Genomic DNA, 16668 nt, shown 5'->3' on the forward strand with positions numbered 1-16668 from the left:
TAAAACGGTATGGAAAACCCGCCAAAAAATACTTCAGAACCTACAGCCGATGAAACTTCCGTCCGCCTTTCGCGGCAGCGGACAACCTTGTCGTTCCAGCGTACCCGGTTGTCTGCCGACCGGACGCTAATGAGTATCATCCGCACGGCTTTGGCTCTTATTGGGTTCGGTTTTACTATTTTCCAGGTTTTCCGCTCCATGAAAGATTTGGTGGAAATAGATCTTAAAAAAGATCCCAGTGAACTTGCCGGCAAGTTGGGATTATCGCTGGTTGGTTTGGGAATTGGTATGTTGATCCTGGGCATAGTATATCATATCGCTTTTATGAAACAGGTGCGGGCCGAACGCGAAAAAATGGAGCTTGAAAAATTAATTATTTCCGGCGATACCTTCCCGATCTCGATGACCTTGATCATTGCTGTTCTGCTATTCCTGTTAGGGATTTATGTCATCTTTAAAATGTTAATCAATTATTACTAAGCTTCTAAGAATGCGCTGGAGATAGTAGGAAAATAGACTGAAAAAGGTTGGAAGCCAATTAATGAGATCCAGTTCCTGAAGATTATGAAAATTGGGCTATTTATAAATGCTTTACCCTTCTGGGCCTTTTTTTTACTACTTGTAGTAATCTCTATGCTTGCGGCAGAAGCAGGAGCGATAGTGGCTAATAAAAGAGTTAAGAAAGGGGCCAAGGAACCGGATGCTCCAATTGATACAGCCGTAGGCGCTGTTTTGGGCTTGTTAGCTTTTATGTTAGGGTTTACTTTTTCCTTAACCGAAGAACGCTTTTCCGACCGGAAGGAATTGGTAATTCAGGAGGCAAATGCTATTAATACGTGTTACCTCCGCGCAAATCTGATACCGGAAAAGCAAAAAAATGCTATCCGGAAATACCTGAGGGAATATACCGGGATTCTTTTAATGGTGGATGGTAAAAAGGTTAGTGAGCAATCAATTGCAAGAATGAAGGAACTTCATAACCTGATGTGGCAGGAAGCATCTTCCCTGGTAAAAGAAGACCTCGATTCCGAGATCAGAACCTTTTTTCTGGGATCCTTGAACGATGTAATAAATGTTTACGAGGAACGAAAAACCATTAGCCTGGTTTTCCGCATTCCGGATATTATCTGGTCTTCGCTGCTGCTGCTTACAGTTTTAGGAATTTTCTTCATCGGCTACCAGACCGGAACTTACGGCATCCGCAGATTATGGGGTGTTCCTTTATTAGCCGCTTCTTTTGCTATGGTTATGGTCCTGATCGCGGAAATGGATACTACCGGTGAAGGTCGTTTTAAAATTAGCCAGGAACCCTTAAAAAATGTGCAGGAAACTATGCAAAAAGATGCACTCTAAAAAGCCTGGTAGATTTCTCTGTTAAACCAAAAGGCTATCCAAACCATCCGAAAAAGTTAAAACGCAATTTTATAAACAGCCTGTTATGAATGCCATAACCCTAATTATGCTGGTCCTGAAAATAAGCCTCTTTCTCACGGCTTTGGGTTACGGTTTAAAAACTCCTGCAGCAGATGCTTTTTACTTATTCCGGAACCCCGGGCTTTTGGTGCGTTCCGTGCTGGCCATGAACATTATTATGCCGGCAATTGCGCTTGTAATCGTCCTGAATTTCGATTTGCCGCATTTGGTAAAAGTAGCGCTGGTTGCCATTTCAGTTTCGCCTATAGCGCCCTTATTTCCTAAAAAACCATTGCAAGCTGGTGGCCGCGAAGGCTACGTGATCGGGCTGATGATCATAGCCTCCATTTTATGCCTGTTTCTTATACCGCTTACCTTAAAAATGTTAGGCGGCTTTTACGATAAACCGGTTAATACTTCTATAAAAGGGCTCGTCATTACTGCGCTGGTTTCAGTAATTGTGCCATTAATTTTAGGAGTTGTTCTGAGATATTTCGCCTCGGTTCTTTCCGGAAAAATTGCGCACCCGGTTGCCCGCATTGCGCAGATCTTACTTCTTGTTTCGGCATTGCCAATTTTGGTTAAAATGTTTCCGGCAATCATTCATTTAATTGGTAACGGAACGGTGTTGGCCATTGCTGCTTTTTCGGTTACAGGAATGCTGGCAGGCCATTTTCTGGGAGGACCGTACCAGGAAAACCGTTCGGTTTTAGCCTTGGCTTCCGCTTCCCGTCACCCGGCAATTGCCTTTTCCGTAGCCAGCGCTAATATGCCCGACCATAAACTGGTACCTGCCGCCATTCTACTTTATCTGCTCATTAATGCTATCGTTTCTATCCCTTACCTGAAGTGGCTGGCAAAAGCAAATCAGACCCTGAAGTAAAACCAGGCGATTAAAGAAAAACGCTATGCTTTTAGCCTGAAAAACTGCTATTACTTAACTCCGCTATTCACCCGCAATTATTACTCCTGAAAAAAATCAAAAATGAATGATCCTTAACCATTTAGTCAAGCTAATTCTATGAAAAAACCAAATCCAAAAAAGAACGGCAAAGCCGGCAACGGCAAGAAAAAACCAAATATCCTCGTGATATGGGGAGACGACATTGGCATCTCTAACCTGAGTTGCTACTCCCACGGCCTGATGGGTTACAAAACGCCCAATATAGACCGGATCGCTAAAGAAGGTATGATGTTTACGGATAGTTACGGCGAACAAAGTTGTACGGCCGGCCGTTCTTCTTTCATAACCGGGCAAAGCGTATTGCGCACTGGTCTTTCCAAAGTAGGAATGCCGGGTGCGCCAATTGGAATGAATGAGCAGATAGTTACCATTGCCGCACTCCTCAAAGAGCAGGGTTACGCCACTGGTCAGTTCGGTAAAAACCATCTTGGCGACCTCAACCACATGCTGCCCACAAATCACGGTTTCGACGAGTTCTTCGGCAATCTTTATCATCTGAATGCCGAAGAGGACCCGGAAAACGAAGACTATCCAAAGGATCAACGATTCAGGGATATGTTCCTGCCGCGCGGCGTAATCCATTCATGGGCCACCGATAAGGATGATACCACTGTTGAGCCACGCTGGGGCCGCGTGGGCAAACAGAAAATAAAAGATACCGGCCCGCTTACCCGGAAGCGGATGGAAACTATAGACGACGATTTTGCTGCCGCAGCCAAGGATTTTATTAAGCGCCAAGCAGACGATGATAAGCCGTTTTTCGTGTGGCTGAATACGAGCCACATGCACTTCATAACCCATCCCAAACCGGAGAGCAAAGGAAAGGCAGGCCAGTGGCAGTCGGGCTATCACGATACCATGGTTGATCATGACAAACTAGTAGGAGAGGTGCTTGACTATCTAGACAAGCTTGGCCTTGCTGAAGACACCTTCGTGATGTACTCGACCGATAACGGACCACATAGCAATACCTGGCCAGACGGCGGCACAACCCCTTTCCGGAGTGAGAAGAACACCAACTGGGAGGGTGCTTTTCGCATTCCACTTCTCATCCGTTGGCCGGGTAAGATCGAAGCAGGATCTGTTTCGAATGAGATTGTGCAGCACCACGATTGGCTTCCAACTTTCCTCGAAATGGCTGGTGCTCCCGACGTTGTAGAAAAACTCAAAAAAGGCTACCAGGCAATTGGTCGAACGTACAAAAATCACATCGATGGCGAGAGCCTGCTTCGCTATATTACCGGTAAGCAAGAAAAGAGCCCGCGCAACTTCTTCTTCTACATCAGCGACGACGGCGACATTCTTGCTTTCCGCTACGATAACTGGAAGTTCGTCTTTATGGAGCAGCGCAGCCAGGGCACTATGCAGGTGTGGGCGGAGCCCTTCACCCGCCTGCGGGTACCAAAGCTCTTTAACCTCCGCACCGACCCTTACGAGTTCGCCGACATCACGTCTAACAGCTATTGGGACTGGTACTCACATACCGCTTATCTCTTCTTTCTGGCGCAGGCAGCAGCAGGAATGTTTGCCGAAACCTTCAAAGAATTCCCGCCGATCCAAAAACCAAACACTTTTACCATAGACGATGCCATTGCCAAAATGGGAGAATCTGTTTCCGGAGATTAAAAATGTGATGGCGGAGTAGATCTCCGGTTCCGCCTTTTTTCTTTAAACCCAAATCAAAAACGGTATGCATTTATGCGAAAAAACTGCCTGAAGAATCTGGCTGGTTTCCTGTTGCTTTTTAGCTTGATAACCAGTTGCAAACAATCCGAAAAGGAAACGAAAAACGCTATGGAAAAAGCCCAAAAAACCGCCGATGCCTTGCCTTCCTGGAAAGATGGTGAAGCTAAAGAACGCATTCTGAACTTTGTAAAAAACGCTGCCGATTCTGCTTCCAAAAACTACATTCCACCAGCCGAACGCATTGCTGTTTTCGATAACGACGGTACGCTCTGGAATGAAGCGCCCATGCTTTTCCAGGTCAGTTTTATGTTCGATCGCATCAAAAGTCTGGCTGCGCAGAACCCCGATTGGAAAACGCAACAGCCTTATAAAGCTGTGCTGGAAAATGATCATGAGGCCATGAAAAAATTTACGCACCAGGATTTCGGGAAACTTATGGCGGCTTCGCATGCGGGTATTTCCCCGGAAGAATTTAAAGCGGCTGCTACCCAGTGGTTCGATACGGCGCAGCACCCGGTTTACAAGCGTCCTTACCTTAAATGCGTGTACCAACCCCAACTTGAGCTCCTGAATTATCTCCGCGAAAATGGTTTTAAAAACTTTATCGTTTCCGGCGGCGGGGTAGATTTTATGCGGGCTTTTGCGGAAAAAACTTATGGCATTCCGCCGGAACAAATTATTGGCAGCAGTGCCAAAACCACAATGGAAAGCAAAGATGGCAAACCGGCGCTAATGAAAACCCCCGAGCTCCAGAGCTTCGACGACCGGGCTGAAAAAGTATCAAACATAAACCTACACATCGGGCGGCGGCCGGTGCTGGCTTGCGGTAATTCAGATGGCGACTTAAACATGTTGCAATACACCGCCGCTGGTACCGGTCCGAATCTGGAGATCTACATTCACCACGACGATGCGGAACGCGAAATGGCCTACGAAAAACACCCGCTCATGGGCGAACTGAAAGAAGGTTTGGTAGAAGCCAAAGCTAAAAACTGGATCATAGTCAGTATGAAAAACGACTGGAAAAAGGTCTTTCCAGATTAATAAAATCGCAATGGTTTGGGAGCAAAAAAGTAAGACAACCAAAAGGGATTCAAAAATTAAAACTACATAAAAAATGGAACCAGAAAAAAACGAAACTACTCAATTGGGAGAGAAATATAATTTTAGTAACGGTTATCCGACTGATGCAACTGCTAAAAAGGCCTATGATGATTCCGATCTGATCCGTGCGATACAGGCTTATAAATTCTTTTACCCGACTGTATCTGGCGCGGCGATAATACGTGGCAACGAGCAGATAGGTGTTACCCCAAACAAAGTGTTCGGGATTCTTGACTGCGCGCCGGAGCAATTGGTATTCACCGCCAATTCCGATACGCCTTATGGCCCGCTTTTGCTTGATCTGAGCATAGGACCGATCGTTGTCGAGCTCGACCCCGGTCCGCTGATTGTCTGCTCCATGGACATCAACCAGCGCTGGGTTGCCGATATGGGAGTACCAGGGCCCGATGCGGGCAATGGTGGTAAACACCTGTTAATTGGCCCTGATTACAAAGGTGAAGTGCCTAAGGAAGGCTATTATGTGCACCGCGCCAGCAGTAACCGTCAGATTGTCGGAGCCCGTTCGTTGCCTGTGGAAGGCGATGTGGCAGGTGCAAAAGAACGGTTAAAAACAATTAAAGTTTATCCGCTTGAAACTACACCTGAATGGCAAGAACCGCAATGGCTGGACGTTACTGGAAAAACCCAGGATACTACACCGGTAGAGTGGGAAAACAATTTCAGGTTCTGGGAAATACTGTATGAAACCCTGCAACAGGAACCTTCCTTTCAAGGGTATCACAATGAATATGGTATGCTAGCCGCTCTGGGTATTGAGAAAGGCAAACCCTTTGAACCCAATACGCGCATGAAGGCCATTCTTGAAGAAGCTGCCCGCCTCGGTAATGCGCAAATGCGGGTGCTTTCGTTTGGGGACCGCCGGGCTGATCGTTTCCCCTGGAAAGACCGCCAATGGCAATGGGCAAGTCTTCGCTACGAAGACGGCGACTTCAATACGAACAACCTGCTCGACCTCGAAGCGCGCGAAAAGTGGTTCTACCAGGCCGTCGGAGCTTCGCCAGCCATGTTCCGGCGCGATGCCAAAGCGGGCTCACTTTACTGGCTCGGGCTGCGCAATAAAGATGGTGCTTATCTCGATGGCGGAAAAAGTTACAAGCTTACCGTGCCTTTGCCTGTGCCGGGTAAGCTATTCTGGTCGGTTACCGTCTACGATTCCGGCTCCCGCTCGCAGATCCAAACCAATCAGAAAAAAGCTGCGCTGCGCTCTCTTTTCGAACTGAAGAACCTCGAAGGCAATTCCGTCGACCTTTATTTTGGGCCGGAAGCCCCGGAAGGGCATGATAACCACTGGATCAGGACCATTCCGGAAAAAGGTTGGTTCGCTTATTTCCGCATCTACGGACCGGAAGAAGCGGCTTTCAATGGAAGCTGGAAACCGGGCGACTTTGAGTAAGTGAAATAAGCTTAATGATATTCCGGAACGTTAGGAATCTTAACAAAAAAAGTCAGCAATAACTAATTCTTCTTAACCCTAAAACCAACATTAAACGATGAACAACACCAATAAACCAACACCGGAAAATAACAGCTCCGGAAAAAATTTCCGGGGAACGATAAACCTCGATGTCCGGGATTCGAAAGCAGACTGGCCGGCATTCCTGGCAAAAAAAGCCCCGAAAGATGCCCCAAACGTGCTGGTTATTCTTTACGACGATACGGGCTGTGCAGCCTGGTCTCCTTACGGCGGCCGCATCAACATGCCGACCCTTGACCGGCTGGCGAAAAATGGCCTTACCTACAGCCAATGGCACACTACCGCAGTTTGTTCACCTACGCGTTCCTGTTTTCTGACTGGCCGCAATCATCACCAAAATGGTTTTGGCTCTATCTCAGAAAGCGCCATTGGTTTCCCGGGATATAACGGCCACATTCCGCCGGAAAATGGGACGATCGCCAGCGTGCTGCGCGATGCCGGCTGGAGCACTTTCTGGATTGGCAAAAACCACAATGTGCCCGTAGATGCGTTCGATATGGGTTCCTCCAAAAAGCGTTGGCCTCTTGGGCTGGGATATGACCGTTTTTATGGTTTTCTTGGTGGTGAGACAAATCAATGGTTTCCGGAACTAATCGAGGACAATCACTTTGTTGAGCAGCCGTACCAGCCCGAAGAAGGCTATCACTTTTCAAAAGACATTGCCGACAAAGCCATCGGTTTCATTCGGGATTCAAAACAGTCACAGCCCGAAAAACCGTGGTATATGTGGTATTGCCCTGGCGCGAACCATGCCCCGCACCACGCCCCCCAGGATTATATTGATAAGTACAAAGGCGTTTTTGACGATGGCTACGAAGCTTACCGCGAATGGGTGCTGGCAAAAATGATAGAACGCGGCATTTTACCGGAAGGAACAGAACTCACGCCTATAAATCCGCTGCCCGAAGGAATTCTTCCTGATGCGGATAGCGTACGGCCTTGGGAAACGCTATCGGAAGATGAGAAAAAACTCTTTTGCCGTATGGCGGAAGTTTACGCTGCATTCTCTGAATACACCGATGCTCAAATAGGAAGATTAGTAGATTATCTGGAGGAATCAGGCCAGCTGGATAATACGCTTATTCTTTATTGTGCTGACAATGGAGCCTCCGGCGAAGGAAGTCCCAACGGGTCCGTAAACGAAAACCGGTTCTTCAACGGCTATCCCGATGATATTAATCAGAATTTGGAAATGATCGATAAACTCGGAAGTCCGGACACTTATAACCATTACCCAACCGGGTGGGCAACAGCTTTTTCCACGCCTTACCGCATGTTCAAGCGCTATTCCTCTTACGCGGGCGGAACAGCCGATCCGTTAATTATTCATTGGCCGAAAGGGATTACAGCGAAAGGCGAAGTGCGCCACCAGTATCATCACTGCACCGATATTGTGCCAACCATCCTTGAATGTTGCGGCCTCAAAATGCCCGAAATGCTGGACGGGGTTAAGCAATCGCCGTTGGCTGGGGTGTCTATGCGCTATACGTTCGATAACGCAAATGCCCCGACAACTAAAGAAACCCAATACTACGAAATGCTGGGTACGCGCGGCATCTGGCACAAGGGCTGGAAGGCAGCAACTGAACACGCGCCGGTGCCTTCAGATCAGGGCCATTTCGATAAAGACCGCTGGCAACTTTTTCATACCGATGCAGATCGGTCCGAAGCCCATGATCTGGCCGATAAGGAGCCAGAAAAACTTCAGGAATTGGTTGATCTCTGGATGGCTGAAGCTCAGAAATACAATGTTCTGCCACTTAACGATCTGGGTGTAAAGGATTTTCACGAACTGGAATTCAAGGCTGAATTGCCCGAAAATGGCCGCTACATTTATTATCCCGGTACAACAGAGGTTCCCGAAGCTTCAGCTGCAAGAACGTTAGGTGTTTCGTTCAAAATTCTGGCGGAAGTGGAATTTACTGGCGATTCGCAGGGCGTGATATGTGCCCAAGGTTCGCGTTTCGGCGGCTATTCGCTTTTCGTGAAAGGCGGCAAGCTTACATGGGTTTATAATTTTCTCGGAATTCCGCCGGAGCAACGCCTTTCCTGCGAAGCACCTGCGCTCGGCAAACACATTGTTGGGGTGGAATTCATTAAAGAGTCGATGAGTGAAAAACTTGAAACTTTAGGGAAAATGAAGCTTTACGTGGACGATAAAGTGGTAGCTGAAGCCCCGTTCCGGACGCAAAGCGGCCGTTATGCGCTCTGCGGCGAAGGTTTGTGCATTGGTTACGATGGCGGGGATGCGGTGAGCAGGGAATATCAACCCCAATTCCCTTTTTCAGGAGGTAGAATAGTGAAAGTAGTTTTCGATATCGGCAACGATGCTTACCAGGACCTGGAACAGAAATTTGCGGCCAGGATCGCGCGCGATTGAAACAACAATTTGAAATGGGATAGCCGCAGAACTGGGATCTTATTTCCTGGCTTCAGTTTCAAAGAATCAGAACCTGTTCCGGAATGATTTAGCGTAGTTTTCAGGTAGAAAATGATACCGTTTTTAGCTGAAAAAGTAAGACAAAAACGATGGTTATAACCGCTAAATTACTATGAGACAGGTTCTGATTATTATATGAATAAATCTTTAAAACTATGAAAAGAATTACCTGGCTTTTATTCCTGTTTGCAGGTTTTTTCGCTTTGCAAAGTTTCGCTCAGGAAGTACCAGATAGTGCCTCTGTCCCGCCGCCTGAGCCGGATTTCTGGCACCAGGAAGGACTTACCGGCCACTGGGGCGGCGCCCGCACAAAGCTGGAAAAAAAAGGTGTGGAAACAGAATTCAAACTTTCCCAGTTTTACCAGGGTGTAGCTTCCGGTGGCCTGGAAAAAAGCAGCGAGTATAATGGCAAGTTCCAGACGATCTTCAAATTCGACCTGGGAAAACTGGCCGGCTGGAAATTCTGGCAGGTAGATTTTAGAACCGAAACGCGTTTCGGTGGGCCAATGCTGGGCGGGACCGGGGCTATTTCGCCAGTCAATACAGCGGTTATCATTCCGGGTGCAAAAGGTACGGTTTTCTCTATCACTTCCCTGAATGTTACCAAGGCTTTTCCTGTAGATCTGAAGGAAGGAAAACTGATCGCAATTTCTGCCGGACGCTACAACCTGCTTGATCTTTTGGTGGAGGATTTCTTTACCGGTGGTGGTACCGAAAAATTCTTCCACATTGCGCAAATTGGTCCGCTTACCGTGCTGCGGCAGGTTCCGCTTATAACCAACGGAGCCAGTTTTGCTTACCTGCGCAAAGGGGAGCCATTCCTAACGTTTACGGTGCTGGACCCGAACGACCATTCTACCGATGCCGGACTATCTGAATTATTTGCGGACGGCGTTTCAGCAGGCCCGGGCATTTACATCCCGGCAAAACATTTCGGTAAAACGGCCAAACATTCTTTCGGCACTTTTATTACTACCAAAAAATATACCCCTTTCGACGAAATCCGGCAGGTACTAATTCCTGGTCCGCCGATCCGTCAGATTGAAAAGAAGGGCGGCTCCTGGTCGGTTAACTATGCATTCCGGCAATATCTGGTAGAACGTGGGAAAAAAGAGGGATGGGGGTTGTTTGCGCAGGTTTCTTTAGCCGATAAAGCTACCAGCCCGATCGACCGGTTTGCTACCGTTGGGATTGGCGGCAATGGCTTGTTTAAAAACCGGCCGCACGACGAATTTGGTTTAGCCTATTCTTACACCAACCTGAGCGAAGACCTGAAAGACAATATAGAACTGATCAGGCACGGCGGGAAATTACTGGCTGAGCACCAGGCAGAATTGTTTTATAACCTACACTTAACTCCTTGGTTCAGACTAACCGGAGATCTACAATACATCCGGCCAACCAGGCCCATTGCCGAACCTGCCCTTGTTCCGGGAGGCCGGTTACAGATCAGGTTTTAAACTTATATCTGTGAAAAAAGACTGGAGTTTTATTCCGAAAACACTTTCGTTTTTCGCGGAAAAAATAAGCATTTCAATTCTTAAGAATTCTGCATCTAAAACATTAAACTATGAAGTTATCTATTCGGTTTTTCTGCCTGTTTTTTCTGGGCTTTATGCTTACTGCCGCTTTAAAAGCCCAAGCCCAGACGCCTGATTCAACCACAACCAAACCAGCCGGGGAAGCCCATCAGGACCTTGCAATACAACTTCAGAACCCGGTTGCCAGTCTGATAAGTGTACCTTTTCAGAGCAACCACGATTATGGTTTTGGCGATAACCGGGGCTATAAACATACGCTCAATTTTCAGCCGGTAATTCCTGTTTCTGCTGGCAAAAACTGGAATATGATCGTTCGGGTAATTCTGCCAATTATTGACCAGAATGACGTTATCGGCGACACAGAACAAGATGGGATTGGTGACATCATAAACAGCTATTTTTTCACCCCGAAAAAAATGGGAAAGCTGGGCATAATCTGGGGAGTAGGTCCGGCATTTTTAATCCCAACGGCTTCAGAAAAAGTACTGGGTGCAGAAAAATTCGGTTTGGGTCCTACCATAATTGTTTTGAAGCAAACCGGGCCTTACACTTTTGGGATCCTTTCGAACCAGATCTGGTCGGTGGCCGGGGCGAACGAACGGGCAGATGTAAGTTCCCTCTTTTTTCAGCCCTTTATTTCGCATACCAACAAAAGCGCATTTACGGTGAGTTTGTCCGGCGAAAATACCTACGATTGGAAAGCTGAACATTTGAACGGCGCCGTGATTCTTGGTATTTCGCAGTTGGTAAAATATCACAAACAACCCATCAGTTTTGGCGTGAACGGCAAAACATTCTTTGGCCCGGAAGGTGCGCCGGATTGGGGCTGGCGGTTTGTAGCAACCTTCCTTTTCCCTACGGGTGGAAAGAAAAAATAACGTTTAAAAACGCTACGATTTAGCCCTGAAAAAGTAAATGGAATGCTGCGGTGGAAAATTAAGTTGCTGGTAGTTTTTTGCTTCGGAATGCTACCGTTTTCCGGCTTAGCGCAGCAAACAACCAACTGGCAACTCTGGAACGATTACGAGGTGGATATACCCTGGAAGAAAAACCTTTTCGATACCGAATTCAGTTACCAGACTATCTTTTCCCAGGATGAAAAATGGCGCAGCCTCAATGCCACGCCTGCCTATGAGTTTGCCGTCAATAAGAACTTAGACCTGATCTCTGAATTAGGGCTTTCTTATACTAACCAATCCGATTCTACTGATACCTTTGAAGCGAGAACCATGGTAGGCACCCGCATTAATTTTACGCCTATAAAAAGAATTCAAACCCGTCTAAGGTTTCGATTCGAGCGTCGCCATATGTATAATTTCGGGGAAGAAAATTGGCAGGTTAGCCACCGGAGTAGATTACGGGGCGAGGTCATCATTCCTTTAAACCGACCGCATTATTCCGACAATAAAATGCTGTATACCATTACCGATTTTGAAATGTTTTTTGTCCACGATAAAGACGTGAAAGAACGCTTTGCCAACCGTACCCGCGCGCGTTTCGGAATAGGTTACCGCCACAATTATAATTTCCGGTTCGAAGCCATTTTTACCCGTCAGCGTTCACGCAACCACCTGGAAGATGGTTTTTTAACCAGCGATAATATAATCCGGTTAAGAATCAAGCATTATTTGAAGTAAATAAACTATGATTTAATAAAATTTAAATTAATACAATTTTGCTTCTTCCACTTCAAAGATCTTCCTTTTGGGCAAGATGTGTGTAATGAGGCTTATCTAACCCGAAGAACCAGCTCCGTTTTTAAGCTAATTAACTGTTTTCAGAAGGATTGAAAGAAAATAAAAACGGGATAAATCAGCGAATTTCTGATTTATCCCGTTTGGTAGTCCATAGGGGAATCGAACCCCTGTTACCAGAATGAAAATCTGGTGTCCTAACCCCTAGACGAATGGACCATTTCTGGGAAAACGAACGCCTTTGTTCGTTTTGGTGGTGCAAATATAGAAGGCTGTTTTTTTACTGCAAAACTTTTTCAGTAATTTTTTTTGAGGTTTATGTAACAACTTCATTTAGAGAAAGAAAAATATTATTGGGTTTTCACAAAACAGAACCGTAACTTCGCGGCGTCATTCATTCACAGACTTATATATAAGCTCTTATGTCAAAAATTAAAGTTGCTATTAACGGTTTTGGCCGCATTGGCCGTTTAACTTTTAAAGCGCTGCAACAGCGCGAAAACGTGGAAGTGGTTGCGATTAACGACCTTACTGATCCGAAAACGCTGGCTCACCTGTTAAAATACGACTCCGTACACGGCAGATTCCCTGGTGAAGTAAAAGCTGAAGAAGGCGGAATTAACGTAAACGGCAAAAGCATTAAAATCTACGCTGAACGCGAACCGAAAAACCTGCCTTGGGGTACTCTGGGTGTAGATGTAGTGTTAGAATCTACCGGCCGCTTCGTAGATGAAAAAGGCGCTGGTGGTCACCTGGAAGCTGGTGCCCGTAAAGTAGTTATTTCAGCTCCGGCTAAAGGCAATATTCCAACCGTAGTATTAGGCGTTAATGATAATACTATTACCGGCGAAGAAACTATCATGTCGAATGCCAGCTGCACGACCAACTGCTTAGCGCCAATGGCGAAAGTATTGGATGATATGTTCGGGATCGAGAAAGGTTATATCACCACTGTTCACGCGTATACTGCCGATCAGAATCTGCAGGATGCCCCGCATTCTGACCTGCGTCGTGCCCGTGCTGCTGCTTACTCAATCGTTCCAACTTCAACTGGTGCTGCCAAAGCAGTAGGTTTAGTATTGCCACACCTGAACGGTAAACTGGATGGCGTTGCGATGCGCGTGCCTATTCCGGATGGTTCTATGACCGACTTAACCGTAGTTCTGAAAAAAGAAGCTACCAAGGAGCAGATCAACGCGGCTATGAAAGCTGCAGCCGAAGGTCCGATGAAAGGCATTCTGGAATATACCGAAGATGAGATCGTTTCTATCGACATCGTTGGCAACACGCACTCTTGTATCTTCGACGCAGGCTTAACTTCTGCAAACGGTACCTTGGTGAAGGTTGTAGGCTGGTACGATAACGAAGCTGGTTACTCAAACCGTGCTGCTGACCTGATCGTTCGTATTGGCAAGTAATTGCTGCATTCTAAACGTTAGCGTTTTTAGCGTTAAAACTCTTAAAGCCCCGCTGCAAAGCGGGGCTTTTTTTTGATCATGATTTTCGAAGATTTTCAGGATAGTTTTTTAAAACTGAATTTTAGCATTTACAGAATTGACTTGGTTATATTGCTAAGATTAAGGAAGGGCTTTGATCAGCTAAGGTGCTCAGCTAAAGTTGAACACGATTTAAGAGATTAAAATGATGGACAGAATTTTCGTCTGAAACGTAGTTCGGCGAAGCCAATTGGGATTTATAGGACTCAGGGATTTAAGGATTTTTTTTCTGAATCAGAAATTACAGAAACGAAGTTCGGCGTAGCCAATTTGAGAATTTACAAAATCAACAAACCGAATTTACTGTAGGGGCAGTACCCTCCTTATATATTCCATTCACGCCTATCGCCAGCGCAGCGTACCTTGAAAATCACGTTATCCAGAAAACTAATCTAAAAAGAAGCTCACTACGAAGGGAAACTGACACCAGTTTCTGTGAGAGCGGCCTCCAAGACTTCCGGTGCCGAGGCACGAGGCAGCCCGCAAGGGCAGGAAGGGTTGCAGCCGCGAACGCAGAAACGAAGCCACCCGGCTTGAGGGAGAAAGTTTAATTAATAATTAAAAATTAAGAATTAAGTACAGAAGCAATCTATAAAAACGCTATCCTTTCAAGCATAAAAAGTCAATAGCAAACTTTATTCTACCCAAAATCGATCCTGCCTTACCTCGGGATGACGCATTAAAAACGCTATGCTTTCACACCAAAAAAGTCTCAAAAACCAAAATTCAACCGCCTTTATTAACCAAAAATAAATTACCGCCAAAAACCAACATCTCACCAAAAACTGATGGAAATCGCTTTGTTTATATGAAAATTGGCCTATATTTGCTTTTGGTCTGAAAAACCACTCATCATCATTCTTAAGAAGAAAAAATTACCCTTTCTATGAAAAAGATCTTAGTACCTACCGATTTCTCCGCTGAAGCGCACCGTGCTTTTGATATTGCCACAGAACTGGCACACCTTTCCGGCGCAGAGGTAAAATTACTTAATGTAATTGAAGTGAACGGCACGCCTAATTTTTCGGCTACCGGCGATACCATGGCTGGCGGCATCGATCAGGTGTATATGGTGAAATTGCTGGAAGTTACCCATGGCCAGATGCAACGCATGCTGGCTACCAACCGTTTTCCGGATGTGAAAATTACTCACGAAGTAGACGTAGACGATATCTTCCATAATATCCGTAAAACGGTTACAGACGAAAACATCGACCTGATCGTGATGGGAACGAAAGGTGCCGATGGTTTAAATGAAGTGCTCATCGGCTCGAATACTGAGAAAGTGGTGCGTCAGGCGCATTGTCCGGTACTAACCGTAAAATCAAACACCGAAGTTTTTAACGTACGCAACATCGTTTTCCCATCTAATTTCCGGGAAGAAAGCCCGTATGTGGTAGATGTGCTGCGCTATTTCCAGAACCTGTTCAACGCGCAGGTGCACATGGTTTACATCAATACCCCAACTACGTTTGGTACTTCCCGCGAAAGCAAAAACCGGATGCAGGATTTTGCCAATCGGTTTGGTTTGCAGAATTACACGCTTAACATTCACAACGATTCGGTAGAAGAAGACGGTATTCTGCATTTTGCCGAAGAAGTGAACGCCGACCTGATTATTATGGCTACGCATGGCCGCACCGGTTTCTCGCATTTGTTAAGCGGCAGCATCGCCGAAGACATGGTAAACCACTCCACGTTACCAATTCTTACCTGCCACATCAAGTAATTTGAAGATCTGGAGATTTGAAAATTTGAAGATGCTCTCCGCTTCATAGCAATAATATAAAAATCCTCAGTTGTGCAGTAAATCACAATTGAGGATTTTTTTATGGAGCAGTTTTAAAGGCAAAAAGGATAGCGTTTTAGGAAATCAATTAACAATTAGCAATCAGCAATCGACAATTCAACTCAAAAACGCGTAAATTCGTAATCTGTAACGCTGAAAGTAACCGAATGCAGGAATCCGACAAAATACTATTTATTCTGAACCCGAAATCAGGCCGGAAAAGTGCTGTCAGTGTTCCTGCGCTTATACCACAATATCTGGCGGAAAACCGCTATAAGATCGTTTTAACTGAATTTGCCGGCCACGCGACTGAATTGGCCCGGCAAGGCGCTAAAACCGGTTTCCGGGTGATAGCAGCGGTTGGCGGCGATGGCACCGTAAACGAAGTAGCGCGGGGTTTATTAGGTACGAAAGCGGCTTTAGCCATTATTCCCAAAGGCTCCGGCAACGGGCTGGCCCGGCATTTAAATATCAATATGCAGGTTTCACAAGCCCTGAAAGATCTTAGCACAAGTAAATTTTCCCGCATCGATTCCTGCACCATAAACGGTCACCCTTTTTTCTGCACGGCCGGCCTGGGTTTCGACGGTTACATCAGCGGGGTTTTTGCCAATAATGCGCGGCGCGGGTTGCGGAGTTACGTAGAACTGGTGCTCAAAGAATTCCTGAAATTCAAACCCGGAAAAGCCAGCATAAAATTAAACCAGGAAAACATCGATACGCCCTGTTTTGTGCTGACTTTCGCCAATGCTTCGCAGTATGGGAATAACGCCTACATTGCGCCCATGGCCGATATCCGCGATGGTTTGCTGGATGTTTGCCTGATCCGCGATTTGTCGTTTAGGAAAGCGGTGGCGGTAAGTTACGGTTTGCTCACCAAAACCATTGCCACTACCGGCCACGCCGATTTTTTTACCAGTCCTGAAATTTCCGTGAAAACCGAAAAGCCCATGCCTTACCACGCCGACGGCGAATACGTAGGCGAAGCCAGCGAATTTCACGTACAGATCAGACCTTTAAGTTTAGAAGTTTTAACGCCGCAATAA

General features: G+C 46.2%; 13 protein-coding genes and 1 tRNA gene. 13 read left to right on the forward strand and 1 reads right to left on the reverse strand.

The window, feature by feature from the left end:
• Positions 1 to 9: 9 nt before the first annotated feature.
• The 10 genes from I5M27_RS05875 to I5M27_RS05920 all read left to right on the forward strand — a co-directional run bounded on the left by I5M27_RS05875 (position 10) and on the right by I5M27_RS05920 (position 12280).
• Positions 10 to 480: a YidH family protein gene (locus I5M27_RS05875; protein ID WP_200505249.1), complete on the forward strand. Its 471-nt coding sequence runs from the start codon at positions 10 to 12 to the stop codon at positions 478 to 480.
• Between the two features lie 153 nt (positions 481 to 633).
• Positions 634 to 1353: a bestrophin-like domain gene (locus I5M27_RS05880; protein ID WP_200505250.1), complete on the forward strand. Its 720-nt coding sequence runs from the start codon at positions 634 to 636 to the stop codon at positions 1351 to 1353.
• An 85-nt stretch (positions 1354 to 1438) separates the two neighbouring features.
• Positions 1439 to 2296: a bile acid:sodium symporter family protein gene (locus I5M27_RS05885; protein WP_200505251.1), complete on the forward strand. Its 858-nt coding sequence runs from the start codon at positions 1439 to 1441 to the stop codon at positions 2294 to 2296.
• 138 nt (positions 2297 to 2434) lie between these two features.
• Positions 2435 to 4003: an arylsulfatase gene (locus tag I5M27_RS05890; protein ID WP_200505252.1), complete on the forward strand. Its 1569-nt coding sequence runs from the start codon at positions 2435 to 2437 to the stop codon at positions 4001 to 4003.
• A gap of 168 nt (positions 4004 to 4171) precedes the next feature.
• Positions 4172 to 5107: an HAD family hydrolase gene (locus I5M27_RS05895; RefSeq protein WP_200505253.1), complete on the forward strand. Its 936-nt coding sequence runs from the start codon at positions 4172 to 4174 to the stop codon at positions 5105 to 5107.
• A 73-nt stretch (positions 5108 to 5180) separates the two neighbouring features.
• Positions 5181 to 6581 carry a DUF1254 domain-containing protein gene (locus tag I5M27_RS05900; RefSeq protein ID WP_200505254.1) on the forward strand — a complete coding sequence of 467 codons (1401 nt, stop codon included), beginning with the start codon at positions 5181 to 5183 and terminating at the stop codon, positions 6579 to 6581.
• A gap of 97 nt (positions 6582 to 6678) precedes the next feature.
• A complete protein-coding gene (locus I5M27_RS05905; RefSeq protein ID WP_200505255.1) occupies positions 6679 to 9042 on the forward strand; it encodes an arylsulfatase in 2364 nt (787 codons plus the stop codon).
• A 215-nt stretch (positions 9043 to 9257) separates the two neighbouring features.
• Complete coding sequence (locus I5M27_RS05910) at positions 9258 to 10562, forward strand: carbohydrate porin (RefSeq protein WP_200505256.1); 1305 nt, start codon at positions 9258 to 9260, stop codon at positions 10560 to 10562.
• A gap of 110 nt (positions 10563 to 10672) precedes the next feature.
• Positions 10673 to 11521: a hypothetical protein gene (locus tag I5M27_RS05915; protein WP_200505257.1), complete on the forward strand. Its 849-nt coding sequence runs from the start codon at positions 10673 to 10675 to the stop codon at positions 11519 to 11521.
• A 42-nt stretch (positions 11522 to 11563) separates the two neighbouring features.
• Positions 11564 to 12280, forward strand: a complete 717-nt coding sequence (locus I5M27_RS05920; protein WP_200505258.1) for a DUF2490 domain-containing protein — start codon at positions 11564 to 11566, stop codon at positions 12278 to 12280.
• 201 nt (positions 12281 to 12481) lie between these two features.
• Here the strand turns inward: I5M27_RS05920 and I5M27_RS05925 are convergent.
• Positions 12482 to 12556 (reverse strand) — tRNA-Glu (locus I5M27_RS05925).
• Positions 12557 to 12759: 203 nt separating this feature from the next.
• Between I5M27_RS05925 and gap the strand changes: the two genes are divergently transcribed.
• The 3 genes from gap (at position 12760) to I5M27_RS05940 (ending at position 16668) form a co-directional block, all read left to right on the forward strand.
• Entirely contained in the window at positions 12760 to 13755 is a 996-nt protein-coding gene (gene gap / locus I5M27_RS05930) for a type I glyceraldehyde-3-phosphate dehydrogenase (protein WP_200505259.1), read from the forward strand.
• Between the two features lie 964 nt (positions 13756 to 14719).
• Positions 14720 to 15562 carry a universal stress protein gene (locus tag I5M27_RS05935; RefSeq protein ID WP_200505260.1) on the forward strand — a complete coding sequence of 281 codons (843 nt, stop codon included), beginning with the start codon at positions 14720 to 14722 and terminating at the stop codon, positions 15560 to 15562.
• 227 nt (positions 15563 to 15789) lie between these two features.
• A complete protein-coding gene (locus I5M27_RS05940) occupies positions 15790 to 16668 on the forward strand; it encodes a diacylglycerol/lipid kinase family protein (RefSeq protein WP_200505261.1) in 879 nt (292 codons plus the stop codon).

Origin of the sequence: Adhaeribacter terrigena (assembly GCF_016623615.1) — a bacterium.
GTDB lineage: Bacteria > Bacteroidota > Bacteroidia > Cytophagales > Hymenobacteraceae > Adhaeribacter_A > Adhaeribacter_A terrigena.

Bases quoted from the DNA above. Each gene is read 5' to 3' on its own strand.
- I5M27_RS05910 (WP_200505256.1), top strand. From the start codon at position 9,258: ATGAAAAGAATTACCTGGCTTTTATTCCTGTTTGCAGGTTTTTTCGCT.
- I5M27_RS05875 (WP_200505249.1), top strand. From the start codon at position 10: ATGGAAAACCCGCCAAAAAATACTTCAGAACCTACAGCCGATGAAACT.
- I5M27_RS05900 (WP_200505254.1), top strand. From the start codon at position 5,181: ATGGAACCAGAAAAAAACGAAACTACTCAATTGGGAGAGAAATATAAT.
- I5M27_RS05890 (WP_200505252.1), top strand. From the start codon at position 2,435: ATGAAAAAACCAAATCCAAAAAAGAACGGCAAAGCCGGCAACGGCAAG.
- I5M27_RS05940 (WP_200505261.1), top strand. From the start codon at position 15,790: ATGCAGGAATCCGACAAAATACTATTTATTCTGAACCCGAAATCAGGC.
- I5M27_RS05895 (WP_200505253.1), top strand. From the start codon at position 4,172: ATGGAAAAAGCCCAAAAAACCGCCGATGCCTTGCCTTCCTGGAAAGAT.
- gap (WP_200505259.1), top strand. From the start codon at position 12,760: ATGTCAAAAATTAAAGTTGCTATTAACGGTTTTGGCCGCATTGGCCGT.
- I5M27_RS05905 (WP_200505255.1), top strand. From the start codon at position 6,679: ATGAACAACACCAATAAACCAACACCGGAAAATAACAGCTCCGGAAAA.
- I5M27_RS05880 (WP_200505250.1), top strand. From the start codon at position 634: ATGCTTGCGGCAGAAGCAGGAGCGATAGTGGCTAATAAAAGAGTTAAG.
- I5M27_RS05935 (WP_200505260.1), top strand. From the start codon at position 14,720: ATGAAAAAGATCTTAGTACCTACCGATTTCTCCGCTGAAGCGCACCGT.
- I5M27_RS05885 (WP_200505251.1), top strand. From the start codon at position 1,439: ATGAATGCCATAACCCTAATTATGCTGGTCCTGAAAATAAGCCTCTTT.
- I5M27_RS05915 (WP_200505257.1), top strand. From the start codon at position 10,673: ATGAAGTTATCTATTCGGTTTTTCTGCCTGTTTTTTCTGGGCTTTATG.
- I5M27_RS05920 (WP_200505258.1), top strand. From the start codon at position 11,564: ATGCTGCGGTGGAAAATTAAGTTGCTGGTAGTTTTTTGCTTCGGAATG.